This window comes from Streptomyces sp. bgisy130, assembly GCF_057708345.1.
The window spans coordinates 123367-140046 of record NZ_JBYISA010000010.1 but is presented as its reverse complement, the minus strand read 5'-3'; the positions used below and the strand labels follow the sequence as shown (position 1 = coordinate 140046).

The 16680-nt window shown below is 72.4% G+C and carries 11 protein-coding genes; 5 read left to right on the top strand and 6 right to left on the bottom strand.

Annotated elements, in window-relative coordinates; translation table 11 throughout:
- Positions 1–3 precede the first annotated feature (3 nt).
- The 4 genes from AC3EUV_RS16250 to AC3EUV_RS16235 form a co-directional block, all read right to left on the bottom strand.
- A complete protein-coding gene (locus AC3EUV_RS16250) occupies positions 4–933 on the bottom strand; it encodes a branched-chain amino acid ABC transporter permease (protein ID WP_432143214.1) in 930 nt (309 codons plus the stop codon).
- 121 nt (positions 934–1054) lie between these two features.
- On the bottom strand, positions 1055–2275 hold the full coding sequence (locus tag AC3EUV_RS16245; protein WP_432143234.1) for a branched-chain amino acid ABC transporter substrate-binding protein: 1221 nt from the start codon (positions 2273–2275) through the stop codon (positions 1055–1057).
- Between the two features lie 483 nt (positions 2276–2758).
- On the bottom strand, positions 2759–3232 hold the full coding sequence (locus AC3EUV_RS16240) for a PaaI family thioesterase (protein ID WP_432143215.1): 474 nt from the start codon (positions 3230–3232) through the stop codon (positions 2759–2761).
- 116 nt (positions 3233–3348) lie between these two features.
- Entirely contained in the window at positions 3349–5649 is a 2301-nt protein-coding gene (locus tag AC3EUV_RS16235; protein ID WP_432143216.1) for an FdhF/YdeP family oxidoreductase, read from the bottom strand.
- Between the two features lie 266 nt (positions 5650–5915).
- Between AC3EUV_RS16235 and polA the strand changes: the two genes are divergently transcribed.
- Positions 5916–8654, top strand: coding sequence for a DNA polymerase I (gene polA, locus AC3EUV_RS16230; protein ID WP_435603203.1), 2739 nt, complete (start codon positions 5916–5918; stop codon positions 8652–8654).
- A gap of 217 nt (positions 8655–8871) precedes the next feature.
- The gene (locus tag AC3EUV_RS16225) at positions 8872–9570 is read left to right on the top strand and encodes a rhomboid-like protein (protein ID WP_435603233.1); all 699 of its coding nucleotides are present in this window, start codon (positions 8872–8874) and stop codon (positions 9568–9570) included.
- Positions 9571–9612: 42 nt separating this feature from the next.
- Here the strand turns inward: AC3EUV_RS16225 and AC3EUV_RS16220 are convergent, their stop codons facing one another.
- Positions 9613–10560, bottom strand: coding sequence for a DUF4184 family protein (locus AC3EUV_RS16220; protein ID WP_432143218.1), 948 nt, complete (start codon positions 10558–10560; stop codon positions 9613–9615).
- Between the two features lie 152 nt (positions 10561–10712).
- Between AC3EUV_RS16220 and AC3EUV_RS16215 the strand changes: the two genes are divergently transcribed.
- From AC3EUV_RS16215 to pgfA, 3 genes are all read left to right on the top strand, one after another.
- On the top strand, positions 10713–12539 hold the full coding sequence (locus AC3EUV_RS16215) for a lytic transglycosylase domain-containing protein (RefSeq protein ID WP_435603202.1): 1827 nt from the start codon (positions 10713–10715) through the stop codon (positions 12537–12539).
- Positions 12540–12722: 183 nt separating this feature from the next.
- On the top strand, positions 12723–12857 hold the full coding sequence (locus AC3EUV_RS16210) for an SPW_0924 family protein (protein ID WP_435603201.1): 135 nt from the start codon (positions 12723–12725) through the stop codon (positions 12855–12857).
- 94 nt (positions 12858–12951) lie between these two features.
- Complete coding sequence (gene pgfA, locus AC3EUV_RS16205) at positions 12952–13965, top strand: cell envelope lipid trafficking protein PgfA (RefSeq protein WP_432143236.1); 1014 nt, start codon at positions 12952–12954, stop codon at positions 13963–13965.
- A gap of 6 nt (positions 13966–13971) precedes the next feature.
- On the opposite strand, the gene hrpB is transcribed toward pgfA, so the two are convergent.
- Positions 13972–16602, bottom strand: coding sequence for an ATP-dependent helicase HrpB (hrpB, locus tag AC3EUV_RS16200; RefSeq protein WP_435603200.1), 2631 nt, complete (start codon positions 16600–16602; stop codon positions 13972–13974).
- Positions 16603–16680: the final 78 nt, after the last annotated feature.

Genomic DNA, 16680 nt, shown 5'->3' with positions numbered 1-16680 from the left:
GTATCACGCCCGATCCGCGACGCGTTCGCCCAGGAGACCTTGTGGTCTCAGGAGGAGTACGAGGATGAGGAGAACGAAGGCCCAGACGTCCTTCCAGGCTCCGCCGCCGAATTGCTCCATGCCGGGTATTTCCTCGATGTAGGCGGTGGCGAGGGCTTCGGCGACGCCGAGGACGACACCGCCGAGCATGGCGCCGTAGATGTTGCCGATGCCGCCGAGCACGGCCGCGGTGAAGGCCTTGAGGCCCATGATGAAGCCCATGCGGAACTGGACCTCGCCGGTGCGCAGTCCGTAGGCGACGGCGGCGACACCGGCGAAGGCGGCGCCGATGGCGAAGGCCAGGACGATGATGCGGTCGGTGTTGATGCCCATGAGCTTGGCGGTGTCGGGGTCCTGCGCGGTGGCCTGCATGGCGCGGCCGCTGCGGGTCTTGGCGACGAAGAAGCCGAGAGCGATCATGCAGGCCGGGGCGGCGACGAGGACGAAGATGTCGCCGCGCTGGACCGTGGCACCGAGGATGTCGAAGGCGTGGCCCTTGAACTGGGGGAAGACGCGGGCCTGTTTGCCGTCGGGGTACCACTTCCAGATGGCTTGCTGGAGGGCGATGGACAGGCCGATGGCGGTGATCAGGGGGGCGAGGCGTGGGGCGCCGCGCAGCGGACGATAGGCGAATCGTTCCGCTGCGATGCCGACGAGGACGGATACGGCGATACCGCCGAGGAGCATGGCCGGCAGGGCGAGGATCAGCGAGGTACCGGACGGCAGCGCCAGGTAGACGCTGAGCGCTCCGAAGCCGCCGACCATGAAGATCTCGCCATGGGCGAAGTTGATGAGCTGGACGATTCCATAGACCATCGTGTAGCCGATCGCGATGAGACCGTACATCGCGCCGAGGATGAGTCCGTTGGCCAGCTGTTGCGGCAGTTCGCTCACCGCAGGGCCTCCGTTGCGTGGGAGTGAGGAGAAGCCGGGGGGTCCCGGTGTGCCACGGGCCGCGCCAGGGTCATTGGTGCGTCCTGGCGCGGCCCGTGGTGATGAGGAGTGGTGCGGTTGGTCAGCTCTTGTCGAACTTCTTGAATTCGGCGCTGAAGCGGGAGGCCCACTTCCCCTTGTCCACCTGGTAGGCGGTGATCGTGGTGTTGGTGGTGTCGCCGTACTTGTCGAAGGCGATGGGGCCGGTGACACCGTCGAAGGTGACCTTGTTCATCGCGTCGACGACCTTCTTGCGGGCGTCGTCGGGGAGCTTGCCGTCGTTGTCCTCGACGACCTTCTTCACGGCCTGGATGATGGCCCAGGTCGAGTCGTAGGTGGAGCCGCCGTAGGCCTCGTAGGACTCCTTGAAGCCGGCTGCCTTGTAGTCGGCGATGAACTTCTTGGCGGAGGGGAGTTCCTCGACGGGCTTGCCGACGGAGGAGGCGTAGTCGCCCTGCGCCTTCTTGTTGAGCTTGATGTAGTCGCCGCTGTACATGCCGTCGCCGCCCATGAGGGGAACGGTGACGCCGCCGTCCTTGAGCTGCTGGCTGAGCGGGCCGGAGGCGGGGTATTCGCCGCCGTAGAAGACCAGGTCGGGCTTGGCGGACTTGACCTTGGAGACGACGGCCTTGAAGTCACGGTCGTCGGGGCTGACGTGTTCGGTGCCGGCGATCTTTCCGCCGAGCTTGACGAACTGGTCCTTGAAGGAGGAGGCGAGGCCGACGCCGTAGGTCTTCTGGTCGTCGATCACATAGGCCTTCTTGACCTTCATCTTCTCCCACGCGTACTGGCCGTCGAAGGCGCCCTGCACCTCGTCGGTGGTGGCGGTGCGGAAGTAGGTGGGGAAGGGGCGGACGCGCTTGTTCTGCTTCCAGTCCTTGCCCTGGGTGAGGTCGGGCGTGGTGTTCGCCGGCGATATCAGGGTGAGGTTGTTCTGCTTGGAGACCTGCTGCATGGACTGGGCGACGCCGGAGTTGAGCGGGCCGACGACGCCGAGTACGTCCTTGTCGCCGGCGAGTTTGGTGGCGTTCTGCTGGCCGACGTTGGGGAGCGCCTTGTCGTCGAGGGCTTCGAGCTTGAAGTTGACGCCCTTGACCTCGCCGGTCTTGTTGGCGGTGTCGATGGCGAGCTGGGCGGAGTTGCGGATGCCCAGGCCCAGGGCGGAGAGCTCGCCGGTGGTGGGGGCGTCGAGGCCGATGACGACGGTGGTCTTGGATCCGTCGCCGCTCTTGGTGTCGCCGCGGGAGCCGCACGCGGAGAGCGTGAGGGCGCCGGCGGTGACTGCGGTGGTGAGGAGAAGCAAGGAACGGTGACGCACGAGCAGTCCTTTCCCTGGCGCGGCCACGGCTGTCGCATGGCCGTTCCGCTGGCCGGGCGAGCGGGAGCGCGAGGGTGCTGCGCCGTCAGCGGGCCCGGCGGCGCGGTGACTGGCGGTGACTCTAAGCCGGTGTTCGCCGGACCGGCAGAGGCGCAGACCAGGATGTGACGCTCTTGTTATGACCTTCGATGAGCGTTATGCCGTTATGGTCCTTACACCGCAGGGCGAACGCGGTGCGGAGGGTGAACGCGCACTTCCACGGGGGGATGGGGCGCGTGGTGACGGAACGGCGTCCGGATAGCGGATGCGCCGGTCAGGGTGGTGCCGATGCCCGTGGGGGGTACGGGAGTTGCTCCGGGCGCCCCACGGCGCGCGGGTTACTCAGAGTTACGGATACGCGAACGGCCCCGCTCCCGGGGCCGGGGGCGGGGCCGTGACGGCGGCCGGCGGAGCGCCGGCCGGGGTGGATCAGGCGCGGTAGGCGTCGGTTTCCACGTCGCGCAGCATGCAGGTCAGCCGGGCGGTGCAGACCCGCCTGTCCTGTTCGTCGGTGATCACGATCTCGTAGGTGGCGGTGGAGCGGCCCCGGTGTACGGGGGTGGCGACACCGGTGACCAGTCCGGAGCGGACGCCGCGGTGGTGGGTGCAGTTCAGGTCGACGCCGACGGCGAGCTTGGTGGGGCCGCCGTGCAGCATGGCGCCGACGGAGCCGAGGGTCTCGGCGAGGACGGCCGAGGCGCCGCCGTGCAGCAGTCCGTAGGGCTGGGTGTTGCCCTCGACGGGCATGGTGCCGACGATGCGCTCGGGGGCGGCTTCGGTGACCTGCACGCTCATCCGCTCGCCGAGGTGGCCGGCGGAGAAGAGGGACGGCAGGTCGAGGCCGAGGCCGGCCCACTGGTCCAGGATCTCCTGCGGAAATGTGGTGGTGCTGCGCTCACCCATGCCTACGGCTCCGTTCGCTCGCCCGTGATCGTCGTCGATCCGTGCCTGTTCCTATCAGGCCCCTGAGCAAGCGCTCAGCGCGGGGTCGTTGTTCCCGCCGGCCTCCCCGTGGGCGGTCAGTCCTCCCGGGGGCCCTCCAGGCGGATCACGATCGACTTGGCGGCGGGGGTGTTGCTGGTGTCGGCGGTGTGGTCGAGCGGGATGAGGACATTGGTCTCGGGGTAGTAGGCGGCCGCGCAGCCGCGGGCCGTCGGGTAGTGCACCACGCGGAAACCGGGCGCGCGCCGCTCGCTGCCGTCCGTCCATTCGCTGACCAGATCGGTGTACGCGCCGTCGGCCAGGCCCCGTTCGCGGGCGTCGTCAGGGTGGACGAGCACCACCCGGCGGCCGTTCTTGATGCCGCGGTAGCGGTCGTCGAGGCCGTAGACGGTGGTGTTGTACTGGTCGTGGGAGCGCAGCGTCTGGAGCAGCAGCCGGCCTTCGGGGACGGTGGGGTATTCGACGGGCGCGGCGGTGAAGTTGGCCTTCCCGGTGGCGGTGGGGAAGCTGCGGCTGTCCCGGGGGGCGTGCGGGAGGGCGAAGCCTCCGGGGCGGGCGACCCTGGTGTTGAAGTCCTCGAAGCCCGGGATGACATGGGCGATACGGTCGCGGATCGTCGCATAGTCCCGCGCGAACTCCTCCCAGGGGGTGCGGCTTTTGGTGCCCAGGACACGGCGGGCCAGCCGGGCGACGATGGCCGGCTCGGACAGCAGCTGGGGACCGGCGGGCGTCAGGCGGCCGCGGGAGGCGTGCACCATGCCCATGGAGTCCTCGACCGTCACGAACTGTTCGGCGGGCGCGCCGTCGTGGCCGGTCTGCACATCGCGTTCCGTACGGCCCAGCGTCGGCAGGATCAGTGCGCGGGCACCGGTGATCACATGCGAGCGGTTGAGCTTGGTGGAGACATGGACGGTCAGCCGGGCGCGGCGCATCGCTGCCTCGGTGACGTCCGTATCGGGCGTCGCCGCGACGAAGTTGCCGCCCATCGCGAAGAACACCTTGGCCTGCCCGTCGCGCAGCGCGCGGATGGCACGGACGACATCGAGGCCGTGCTCCCGGGGCGGGGCGAAGCCGAACTCCTTCTCCAGGGCGTCGAGGAAGGCGGGCGCGGGCCGCTCGAAGATGCCCATGGTGCGGTCGCCCTGGACGTTGCTGTGGCCGCGTACGGGGCAGACGCCGGCGCCGGGGCGGCCGATGTTGCCGCGCAGCAGGAGGAAGTTGACGACTTCCTGGATGGTGGGGACGGAGTGCTTGTGCTGGGTCAGGCCCATGGCCCAGCACACGATGGTGCGCTTCGACGCGAGGACCATGGCGAGCGTGCGGTCGATCTCCGCGCGGGTCAGGCCGGTGGCGCGCAGCGTCTCGTCCCAGTCGTCATCGGCGCGGGCCGTGCGCGCGAACTCCTCGAATCCGTGGGTGTGTTCACGGATGAAGTCCTCGTCGAGGGCTCCCTCGGTGTCGAGCACGAGGCGGTTGAGGGCGCGGAAGAGCGCCTGGTCGCCGCCGAGGCGTACCTGGAGGAAGAGGTCGGTGAGCGCGGTGCCCCCGCCGGCCAGACCGCGCGGCGTCTGCGGGTTCTTGAAGCGCTCCAGGCCGGCCTCGGGCAGCGGGTTGATCGAGATGATCTTCGTGCCGCCGGCCTTGGCCTTCTCCAGGGCGGTGAGCATCCGCGGGTGGTTGGTGCCCGGGTTCTGGCCGGCGACGATGATCAGGTCGGCCTTGTAGAGGTCCTCCAGGAGGACGCTGCCCTTGCCGATGCCGATGGTCTCCGTCAGGGCGGAGCCCGACGACTCATGGCACATGTTGGAGCAGTCGGGGAGGTTGTTGGTGCCGAATTCGCGGGCGAAGAGCTGATAGAGGAAGGCGGCCTCGTTGCTGGTGCGCCCGGAGGTGTAGAAGACGGCCTCGTCGGGGGAGTCGAGGGCGGTCAGCTCCTCGCCGACGATGTCGAAGGCCTGTTCCCAGGTCACCGGCTCGTAGTGGTCGGCGCCCTCGGCGAGGTACATGGGGTGGGTGAGGCGGCCCTGCTGGCCGAGCCAGTAACCGCTGCGGTCCGCGAGGTCGGCGACGGAGTGCTCGGCGAAGAAGTCCGGGGTGACGCGGCGCAGGGTGGCCTCTTCGGCGACGGCCTTGGCGCCGTTCTCGCAGAATTCGGCGGTGTGCGGCTTGTCGGGCTCGGGCCAGGCGCAGCCGGGGCAGTCGAACCCGTCCGGCTGGTTGACCCGCAGGAGGGTGAGGGCGGTACGGCGCACGCCCATCTGCTGCTGGGAGATGCGCAGCGCGTGGGTGATCGCCGGCAGTCCGACGGCGGCGTGCTGGGGTGCGCTGACCTGGGGCGCGTCCTGGACGGGGTCCGATGCGGGCGGCTTGCCTGCCATGGCGCTCTCCCTTGAGCCGTGGGCTGCTCCGCCGGCACGGGCGGATCGTTGCGGTAGACATCAGATCCTGTCACGGACGCGCGGGGCGGTGTAGAGGTGATCGCGGCAGGCGCGTGCCGGGGCGGCGGCCGGGCGTGCGGCGCGGCCCGGAGCGGTGTGCGGGCGGGTGCCGGAGCGGGGTACGGCGCGGGGTTGGAGCGGGGTACGGCGCGGGGCCGGGGCCGCCGCGGCGGGGATTGTCAGTGGGGCGTGGCAGGATCGGGGGCGTGGCAGCAAAGGCAGCGAAGAAGAGCGAAGCGACCGGGACCGAAGCGGCGGCGGGCGGTCGTCCCCGCCTGCTCCTGATGGACGGGCATTCCATGGCATACCGGGCGTTCTTCGCCCTGCCCGTGGAGAATTTCACCACCGTCACGGGACAACCGACCAATGCGATCTACGGCTTCGCGTCGATGCTCGCGAACACCCTGCGCGACGAGGCGCCCACGCATTTCGCGGTGGCGTTCGACGTCTCCCGCAAGACCTGGCGGTCCGAGGAATTCGCCGACTACAAGGCGAACCGCTCCAAGACGCCCGACGAGTTCAAGGGCCAGGTCGAGCTGATCGGCGAGATGCTCGACGCGATGCGGGTCAAGCGCTTCGCGATCGAGGGCTTCGAGGCCGACGACGTCATCGCCACCCTCACCGAGCAGGCCACCGCGCAGGGTTTCCACGTCTCGATCGTCACCGGCGACCGCGACTCCTTCCAGCTGGTCTCCGACGACGTCACGGTCCTCTACCCCACCAAGGGTGTCTCGGAGCTGACCCGCTTCACCCCGGAGAAGGTCTTCGAGAAGTACGGCCTGACCCCCGCCCAGTACCCGGACTTCGCCGCGCTGCGCGGCGACCCCTCCGACAACCTCCCCGGCATCCCGGGCGTCGGCGAGAAGACCGCCACGAAGTGGATCAACCAGTTCGGTTCGTTCGCCGAGCTGGTGGAGCGCGTCGACGAGGTCAAGGGCAAGGCGGGTGCCAACCTCCGCGAGCACCTGGAGGCGGTGAAGCTCAACCGCCGGCTGACGGAGATGGTGCGCGATGTCGAGCTGCCGTGCGGCCCGGCGGAGCTGACCCGCGAGGCGTACGACCGGGACGCGCTCGCGGTCCTCTTCAACGCCCTGGAGATCCGCAACCAGGGCCTGCGGGACCGGCTGCACGCCGTCGACCCGGGCGCCGCGGAGGCCGCCGAGGAGGCCGCCCCCGCCCCCGGCGTCGAGGTGGACGGCACGGTCATCGGCGCCGGTGAACTCGCTCCGTGGCTGGCCGAGCACGGCACCGGACCCCTGGGTGTGGCCACGGTCGACGTGTGGACGCTGGGCAGCGGCAGCGTCGCCGAGGTGGCGCTGGCCGCCGCCGACGGCCCGGCCGCCTGGTTCGACCCGTCGCAGCTCGACGAGGCCGACGAGCGGGCCTTCGCCGCCTGGAGCGCGGACGCCGCCCGCCCCAAGGTGATGCACAACGCCAAGGGCCTGATGCGGGTCTTCGGCGAGCACGGCTGGCGCATCGACGGCGTCACCATGGACACCGCCCTGGCCGCCTATCTGGTCAAGCCGGGCCGCCGCTCCTTCGCGCTGGACGCGCTGTCCGTCGAATACCTGGGGCGCGATCTCGCCCCGGCGGCGGCCGGTGACGGCCAGCTGGCGTTCGGCGCGGATGAGGAGGCCGAGGCGGACGCCCTGATGGGGCAGGCCCGTACGGTCCTCGATCTGGGGACGGCGTTCGAGGCGAAGCTGGCGGAGGTCGGCGCGGCCGAGCTGCTGCGGGAGGTGGAGCTGCCGACCAGCGTGCTGCTGGCCCGGATGGAGCGGGCCGGTATCGCCGCGGACCGGGGCTGGCTGGAGCGGATGGAGCAGCAGTTCGCCGGCGCGGTGCAGCAGGCCGTCAAGGAGGCGCACGCCGCCGCGGGCCATGAGTTCAATCTGGGCTCGCCCAAGCAGCTCCAGGAGGTCCTCTTCGGCGAGCTGGGCCTGCCCAAGACCAAGAAGACCAAGACGGGTTACACCACCGACGCCGATGCGCTCGCGTGGCTGGCCGCGCAGACCGACAACGAGCTCCCGGTGATCATGCTCCGGCACCGTGAGCAGGCCAAGCTGCGTACGACCGTCGAGGGCCTGATCAAGACCATCGCCGCCGACGGCCGGATCCACACCACCTTCAACCAGACCGTGGCGGCCACCGGCCGGCTGTCCTCCACCGACCCCAATCTCCAGAACATCCCGGTGCGCACGGACGAGGGCCGGGCGATCCGCCGTGGCTTCGTCGTCGGCGAGGGTTTCGATTCGCTGCTGACCGCCGACTACAGCCAGATCGAGCTGCGGGTGATGGCCCATCTCTCGGAGGACGAGGGCCTGATCGAGGCGTTCACCTCCGGTGAGGACCTGCACACCACCGTCGCCTCGCATGTCTTCTCGGTCGACAAGACCAAGGTCGACCCGGAGATGCGCCGCAAGATCAAGGCGATGTCCTATGGCCTGGCGTACGGGCTGTCGGCCTTCGGCCTCTCCCAGCAGCTGGGCATCCAGCCCGATGAGGCCCGCAAGCTGATGGACAACTTCTTCGAGCGGTTCGGCGGGGTGCGCGACTACCTCCAGCGCGTCGTGGAGGAGGCCCGCGCCACCGGCTACACGGAGACGATGCTCGGCCGCCGCCGCTATCTCCCCGACCTCAACAGCGACAACCGCCAGCGCCGCGAAACGGCCGAGCGGATGGCGCTCAACGCCCCGATCCAGGGCACCGCCGCCGATATCGTCAAGATCGCGATGCTGCGGGTCGACGCGGCGCTGCGGACCGCGGAGCTGGAGTCCCGGCTGCTGCTCCAGGTCCATGACGAAATCGTCGTCGAGGTGGCCCCCGGCGAACGCGAGCAGGTCGAGGAACTGGTCCGCCGCGAAATGGCCGCCGCGGCCCAACTGAGCGCCCCGCTGGACGTCTCGGTCGGCTTCGGCAAGGACTGGGAGTCGGCGGCGCACTGAGCCGGGAAGCGGGCCGGTGACGGCGCGGGAGCCCCGCGCCGCCCGGCCGCGTCCGGCCCGCGTCGCCTGGCCGCACCCGTAACCCGGCCCGCACCGCGCCGAGTTGCGGTCGGCGCGGCCGGTTCCGCCCCGTTCGGCGGTGGCTGGAAACCGGTCGTCGCCCGACGCGTCATGGATCTTGTTCAGCGGGAGAGCGCTCTGCTTTGATCACGCGGTGATGCGTCGTGCGGCCCGATTCCTGGGCACCTATCTCTCCCGCAGTCCGGTCACGGCCGGCTATGTCGTCCTGCTGTTGTCGACCCACCTGTGGTGCACCGCGGTGCTGTCCACCGCGGAGGCCCAGCGGGTGCTGCTCGGCGTCAGCACTCATCTGGACAATCTTCAGGACCGTCCCCTTCGGGCGCTGGCGGGCAGCCTGCTGTTCTTCGACGGCACCCTGACCGACGTCGCCTCGGAAGCCTTCGCCGGCACGCTGATCACGCTCGGCCTCGGCGTCGCCGGGTGCCTGGCGTGGCTGGAACGGCACTACGGAGCGGGGCGCGCCTTCGGCCTCTTCCTCCTGGGGCATCTCGCGGCGACGCTGCTCACTGTGCCGGTGATCCTGGTGGCCCTGGCCCACGGCTGGTATCCGGACAGCGTCCGGCACGCCCCCGACTTCGGTATCAGCTACGGGGCCGAGGCGGTGCTCGCGGCGGGTGCGCTGCTGCTGCCCCGGGCGCGCTGGCTCGCGGCGGCCGGAGTCGTCGCCTGGCCGGTGCTCGGCGGCGACTGGAGCGGGGTGCTGCCCGACTTCACCACCATCGGACATCTGCTGGCGGCCGCCATCGGCTTCGTCTGCGGCGCCTTCCTGCTGCGGACCGCCCGCCGCGCCACCACGGCCCCGGTGCCGCCGGCCGACCCGGCGCTCGTCGAGTAGCCCGACGGGGGCGCAGACACTCGACAGGCGCATCGGGCGCCGTCATTCGCCGCCGGAGGACCTGTCCGGCGAGGCGGCCCCGGCACCCGACGGCGACGCCGCCCGGGGCGCGGTCCGGCCCGCGGGCACCGTCGGCCGGCCCGGGGCACCGGCCGCCCGGGTGCGGAGTGCGCGGCGGTGCAGCAGCCGTACGGCCACCGCGAAGAGCAGCAGCCCGAGGACGAGGCCGGCCCCGGCGCCGAAGAGCGCGGTCGGGAGGTAGTTGAGCACGCTCGCCGCGGGCCCGTACTCGGCGCGCGCCCGCAGGACACGGTGCACGGCGCCGGCCACTACGCACAGCGCGAGCGGGCCGGTCAGCAGCAGCCGCAGCCGTACGGACATGTCCGGTACCGAGGCCGGCGCCGGCAGCCCGGCCGCCGCGGTACCGCCGCCCCGGAGGACCGGCCACAGGAACGCGCCCATCGCCGCCATTGCGAGCGCCGAGGTGCCGTACTGGACGTAGGTGTAGACCGGCAGGCCGCCCACCACCTGGTCCAGTCCGGGAACCAGCCGGGTGCCCCAGCGGCCCGGGTGGGTGAAGGCGTCCCAGACCACATGGGTCGTCGCCCCCAGTACCGCCGAGACCACGAACCAGCCCACCAGGGCGGCGCGTTCACGGGGACCGTCGGGCCGCCAGGGCCGGCCGCGCAGGAAGCCGTGGACCGGTCCCTGCCACGCCCGGGGCAGCAGCGCGGTCAGCGGCTCGCGCACCAGCAGCCAGCCGCCCACGAGCGCCGCCGTGACCAGCACATCCACCGTCAGCACGCCGGTCGGCGAGTGGGTCACCGCACCGAAAGCCATGCCACCCGGAACCAGAGTGTCCGCGTAGTACGTCATATCAGGTGCGAACGACCCTGCCACGAGCGCCGAGGCGACCAGCGGGCCGCGGGCCGCACCGGTCCGGCGGACCGCAGGGAGCACCGCGGCGGCATGGCTGAGTGTGAACGGCATGTACCTCTCCTCGATCGATTCAGATCATTATGTGTGTTGATGGGGTGGTAGATGCCGGACCCGAGTTGTCGTAGTCTCGCCTGAGTTGGAGCGCTGGGGGAGCGCGATACCGCGTCAGGAGCGCGGTACGGCAATGCGGAGGGGAACCACGTATGGCAGCCACTTTCCGGCGGCGGCTCCACAGGGGAGCGGCCTCGACGGCCGTGGCAGCCCTGGTGCTTGCCGCACTGACCGCCTCACAGGCGCCGGGAGCCGCCGGCGCCGCGGCCGCCAAACGGCGGCCGGCCCCGCCCCCGGCCGATGTTCCCATCGACGGCGGCGCCGCGTACTACACCGACCTGCCGCCCCTCAAGAGCCCGGTACCGCCGCACGGGTCGCCGCACACCGGCAAGGACCCCGCCATCGGAAGGGGACCCGCCGAGGCCGGTCTCCCCGCCACCGTCCTGGCCGCGTACAAGAAGGCCGCGTCCACGATCGACGGCTCCGACCCGGGCTGCCGGCTGCCGTGGCAGCTGCTCGCCGGAATCGGCAAGGTCGAGTCCGGCCAGGCGCGCGGCGGCGCGGTCGACGCCGAGGGCACCACCCTCCAGCCAATACTCGGCCCGCAGCTCAACGGCCGCGGCTTCGCGCGGATCACCGACACCGACGGCGGCCGCTACGACGGCGACCTCACCCACGACCGTGCCGTGGGCCCGATGCAGTTCATCCCCTCCACCTGGGCCGATGGCGGCCCCGACGGCAGCGGTTGGGGCGCCGACGGCAACGGCGACGGCAAGAAGGACCCGAACAACGTCTTCGACGCGGCGCTCGCCGCCGGCCACTATCTCTGCGCCGGCGGCCGCGATCTGACGGCCCAGGACGACCTGGACCGGGCGATCCTCGGCTACAACCACTCCGAGGAGTATCTGCGCACGGTGCTGTCCTGGTATGCGTTCTACCGCAACGGCACCCATGAGGTGCCGGACGGCAGGGGCGTGCTGCCGGTGCACCGCGACACCGGACGGCACGGCGACGGCAACGGCGGCCGGTCCGCAGGCCGTCCGCACCACGGCCGCGGCTCCGACGGCACGCCGGCCAAGGACCCGCGCCCCGGCGGATCCGGCAGGCCCGACCAGGCCAACGAGCCGGACAAGCCCAACAAGCCCGGCAAGGGGCAGGACCAGCCCGGCAAGCCGGGGCGCCCGGACGGCAATCGCCCCACACCGGGCGGCACGGAGCCGCCCTCCCAGAAGCCCACCCCGCACCCCGAGCCCGCGCACCCCAAGACCCTCGTACGGGTCGGTGACAAGGACCTGAGCACCACCGCGGGCACCGAGTTCGCCACCCCGCCGCAGGTCCGCGCGCAGGACGCCCAGGGCAAGCCGGTCGCCGGCGTCTCCGTCCGCTTCACCCTTCCCCCGGCCACCGACGCCCGCTTCCCCGGCGACGCGACCGCCGTCACCGTCAAGACGGACAAGGACGGCCTGGCCACCGCCCCCACCCTGCGTGCGGGCGACCGGACCGGTGACTTCCGTATCCGCGTCACGACCGTGCCGCACACCGCGCCCGCCGTCGAGGTCGGCGCCACCGTCAAGGCCAAGCCCGCCCCGAAGGCCGACAAGCTCGCCCGTACCTCGGACAAGGAGCTGACGGCGACCGCCGGAATGGCCTTCGCCGAGGACGCGGTCGAGATCAAGGCGACCTACCAGGGCAAGAGCGCGGCGGGCGTGGCGGTCACCGCCACCATGGTCACCGACGATCCGAGCCGGCCCGTCGAGAACGACAAGGGCCCCTACTTCAAGGACCCCGAGGCCACCGGCGACGCCAGGAACAAGCCGGTCCGCACCCTCACCGGGCTCACCACGGACGCCAACGGCCTGCTGAAGCTCCCGAAGATCTACACCGACGCGCACTCGGGAACGTTCCTGCTGAGGCTGACCACCGCCGACGGCGCCGTCCTCACCGTCCAGCTGAAGGTCGCCCCCGCGGCCGGTTCCTGACCACGCCCACCGGCCCCTCCACACGGCCGGTTCCGCACCCCGGGCCGGCCTCCGCGCCCGGTAAGCCCCCGCCGTCCTGCCCGCCGTCCCGGGCAGGGCGGCGGTGTCACGTGTTCTCATCTGCGCCGCCCGTTGCTACGGTGCCCCAGCCCTGACGCCGTATCAGATTCCGGGAGGCCGACCATGCGCGCCCTGACAGCAGCCGCGGTCGGACTGGCCGCGGCGTTCGCCCTCGTCCTCACCCTCACGGCGACCGGCGCACCCAGCGGCACGACCTCGCCCAAACCGCTGCTGATCACCGTCCCCAAGCACCCCTGAGGGAGGGACGACCGCCATGCGCCGTACCGCTCCCACCCCCAGGACCCCCGACGGGCCGCCGCCCGGCCCCGGCCGGCCCCGCCCCGCCCGCGGCATGCGCCGCCGGTCGAGCCTGGTGCTGCTCGCCTGCGCCGTCTTCTTCACCGCGCTGTCCCCGCTGATGCGGTGGTACGCCTTCCCCCGGCTCGCCAAGATCCCGCCCGGCCAGTACCAGGACACGGTCCTGGAGGCCCGGCCCGCCACCCTCCTCAACTACGGGACGATGAAGGCCGAGCGTGTCCCGAAGGTCACCATCGTGCAGACCCTCAAGGGCGATGTGGCGGCCTCCGACCGGATCGAGAAGTCCGCGGGCCGGGACATCGTCGTCTGGGACGCGCTGTCCTACGTCGCCGGACCCGACGGCAAGATGGTCTCCGCGATCCCCGAGCGCTATCTCTTCGACGCGCACACCCAGGAACCGGTGCACGCCACCGGCGAGATGGTCGACGGCGACCCGGTGCGCCGCGAGGGCATCGAGTTCAAGTGGCCGTTCCTCACCGAGCGGCGCGACTACACCTACTTCGACGCCCAGACCCGGACCTCGGCCCCCATCCACTACAAGGGGACCCGCACCTTCCGCGGCCTGGAGGTCTACTACTTCGAGCAGACCATCCCCTGGACCAAGGTCGCCCTCCCCAAGAAGATGCCGGTCAAGGGCATCACCCCGCAGTCCGTCGCGAAGATGGGCACCACCCGCTGGTACAGCACCAAGCGGATGTTCTGGGTCGAACCCGTCACCGGCGCCCCGGTCAACGGCCAGGAGATCCACAAGGAAGAGCTGCGCGGCGGCGATCTGCTGCCCGGCGGCGGCAAGGTCACCGCCTTCGCCGGCCATGTGAAGATGCGCGACGACTACGTCGACTCCACCGTGGCGCTGGTGACCTCACAGCGCACCCTCGTCCTGCTGCTCACCCGCTACCTCCCCTGGGGCTTCCTGCTCCTCGGCGCCGCGCTGCTCGCCCTGAGCCTGTACCTCGAAGCCCGCGGCCGCCGCCCCGCCCCAGTACCGGCCCGGCCGCCCGCCCCCGCGGCGACAGCCGGCGACGGAGCGGCCGACGCCGGCCCGTGACGCCGCTCAGCCCCGCCGGAGCCGCGCCGACGTGTGCCGCGTCGGCTCCGCCGTCGACGGATCCTCCGGCCAGGGATGCTTCGGGTAGCGGCCGCGCAACTCCGCGCGCACGGACCGGTACCCGTCCCGCCAGAACGAGGCGAGATCGGCCGTGACGGCGGCCGGACGCCCCGCGGGGGAGAGCAGATGCACCAGCACCGGCACCCGCCCGCCGGCCACCCGCGGCGACTCCTGCCAGCCGAACAACTCCTGGAGCTTGACCGCCAGCACCGGCTGCGCACCCTCGTAATCCACCCGCACCCGGGAACCGCTCGGCACCTCGAGTCGCTCCGGCGCCAGCTCGTCGAAGCGGGCCGCCTCGCCCGTCGCCCACGGCAGCAGCCGGGCCAGCGCCTGCCCCGCATCGATCCGCTCCAGATCGGCCCGCCGCCGCGCCCGCCCGAGCTCCACCCCCAGCCACTCCTCGGCGCACTCCAGCAGCGCCGCATCCGACACATCCGGCCAGGGCGCGCCCAACTCCCGGTGCAGGAACGCCATCCGCTGCCGCGACGACGCCGCGGCGGCCGACCACCGCAGCAGTCCGATCCCCTCCCGCCGCAGGCCCGCCACCACCGCGTCCCGCAGCAGCCCGGGGTCGGGCGCGGTCAGCGGCCGGGCCGCCAGCTCGATCGCCCCCAGCCGGGTCACCCGCCGGGCCACCACGTCCCCGTCCGACCAGCGGACCTCCTCACCGGACGCGTACAACGCCGGCGCCGCCGCCCGGGCCGTCTCCTCGTCGATCACCGCCGCCAGCCGCACCCGCGCCGACGCGGCCGCCACCGGCCGGTCCGCCACCGCCACCGCCAGCCACTCCGCGTCCCGCAGCCCCGAACCACCCCCCGCGCCCGAGGACCCCGGCCGCTGCCCCCATCCGGCCTGCGTCTCCGCCCCCGCCGTCTCGGCCCCCGTCCCGGACGCCATGAGGAAACTCCCGCCACCACGGGCCCGCGCCACCCGCTCCGGGAACGCCAGCGCCGCGACGAGACCGGCCACCGCATCGTCCGTGAGCGCCGCGCCGCCACCCCGGCCACCGTCCCCGTCCGACCCGGTACGCGGCTCCCCGGCCGCCGACGCCAGCCGCCGCGCCTCCTGCCGCCACCTGGCGCCGTACGCATCGCCGCCCCGCCGCGCGGTACGCCACGCCGCCGCCAGATCGTCCCCATAGGCGCGCGGCGGCTCCTCGCTCAGCAGGGCGACCACCTCCGCCGCCCGCCGCACCCCGGCCTGTGGCGCCCCGTCCAGCAGGGCCCGCGCCAGCCGCGGATGCAGTCCGAGCCGCGCCATCCGCGTGCCCCGCTCCGTCGCCCGGCCGGCCCCGTCCACCGCACCGATCGCCGTGAGCACCTCCCGGGCCGCGGCCAGCGCACCGGCCGGCGGCGCGTCGAGCAGGGCCAGCCCGTCCGCCGCCGGATCCCCCCAGCAGGCCGCCTGAAGGGCGAAAGCCGTCAGATCGGCGACCCTGATCTCCGGATCGGGGAACGCCGGCAGCCGCCCGTCCTCACCCTCCGGCCAGCAGCGGTACACCGCGCCCGGCGCCTCCCGCCCCGCCCGGCCGGCCCGCTGCCGGCCCGCCGCCCGGGAGGCCCGCACGGTGGTGAGCGCGCTGAGCCCCCGGGCGTGATCGGTCCGCGGCACCCGCGCCAGCCCGCTGTCCACCACCACCCGTACGCCCGGCACGGTCAGGCTGGACTCCGCCACCGACGTGGCCAGCACCACCCGCCGTCCGCCGTTCCCGCCCGCCAATACGGCGTCCTGCACCGCGGCCGGCGCCCGCCCGTGCACCTGAAGCACCTCGGCGTCCACCCCGGCCAGCTCCCCGGCGACCCGCCCGATCTCCCCGACACCGGGAAGGAAACACAGCACATCCCCCGACCGCTCGCGCAGCGCCCGCCGCACCACTCCCGCCACATGCGTCAGCAGCGCCGGATCGACACGCGTCCCGTGCGCCGGCCGCACCGCCCGCTCCGGCGGCGCCCACACCACCTCCACGGGATGCGACACGCCCGCCGCTTCGACCACCGGCGCCGCGCCCCGCGCACCGCCCAGCAGCCGCGCCCACCCCTCCGCGTCCGTGGTGGCGGACGCCGCCACCAGCCGCAGCTCGGGCCGCAGGGTCTCCCGTACGTCCAAGAGGAACGCCGCGGCGGTATCCGCATCCAGATGCCGCTCATGACACTCGTCGAGCACCACCACATCGACCCCGGCCAGCTCCGGATCGCGCTGAAGCCGCTGAAGCAGCACGCCGGTGGTCACCACCTCCACGGTGGTACGGGGCCCGGCCCGGCGCTCACCCCGCACCGTGAACCCCACCCGGCCCCAGCCCTGCGCCGGGGGAGCCCCCGTGCCGACCTCCTCGCCCAGGAGCCAGGCCATCCGCCGCGCGGCCGCACGGGCCGCCATCCGGCGCGGCTCGGCGACCAGCACCCGCCGCACCGGCCCCGCACCGGTCAGCCCCGCCAGATCCAGCGGCACCAGCGTCGTCTTGCCGGTACCTGGCGGGGCACACAGCACCGCCGTACCGTCACCGTCGAGGGCGGTACGGAGCGCGGGCAACGCGGTACGGACGGGCAGCTGGTCAAGGGCGTCACGGCGGATCACGCCCCCAGTCTGCCGCCCCGGCCCCGCACTCCGGCCCGCTGCCCCGGGCCGCCGAGCCGGCTACAGCCCCCTAAGGGC

What these genes read in the sequence shown, in the direction of transcription:
- AC3EUV_RS16240 (WP_432143215.1), bottom strand. Translation starts at nt 3,232, where the DNA reads ATGGGTGAGCGCAGCACCACCACATTTCCGCAGGAGATCCTGGACCAG.
- AC3EUV_RS16235 (WP_432143216.1), bottom strand. Translation starts at nt 5,649, where the DNA reads ATGGCAGGCAAGCCGCCCGCATCGGACCCCGTCCAGGACGCGCCCCAG.
- AC3EUV_RS16225 (WP_435603233.1), top strand. Translation starts at nt 8,872, where the DNA reads ATGCGTCGTGCGGCCCGATTCCTGGGCACCTATCTCTCCCGCAGTCCG.
- AC3EUV_RS16220 (WP_432143218.1), bottom strand. Translation starts at nt 10,560, where the DNA reads ATGCCGTTCACACTCAGCCATGCCGCCGCGGTGCTCCCTGCGGTCCGC.
- AC3EUV_RS16215 (WP_435603202.1), top strand. Translation starts at nt 10,713, where the DNA reads ATGGCAGCCACTTTCCGGCGGCGGCTCCACAGGGGAGCGGCCTCGACG.
- AC3EUV_RS16210 (WP_435603201.1), top strand. Translation starts at nt 12,723, where the DNA reads ATGCGCGCCCTGACAGCAGCCGCGGTCGGACTGGCCGCGGCGTTCGCC.
- pgfA (WP_432143236.1), top strand. Translation starts at nt 12,952, where the DNA reads ATGCGCCGCCGGTCGAGCCTGGTGCTGCTCGCCTGCGCCGTCTTCTTC.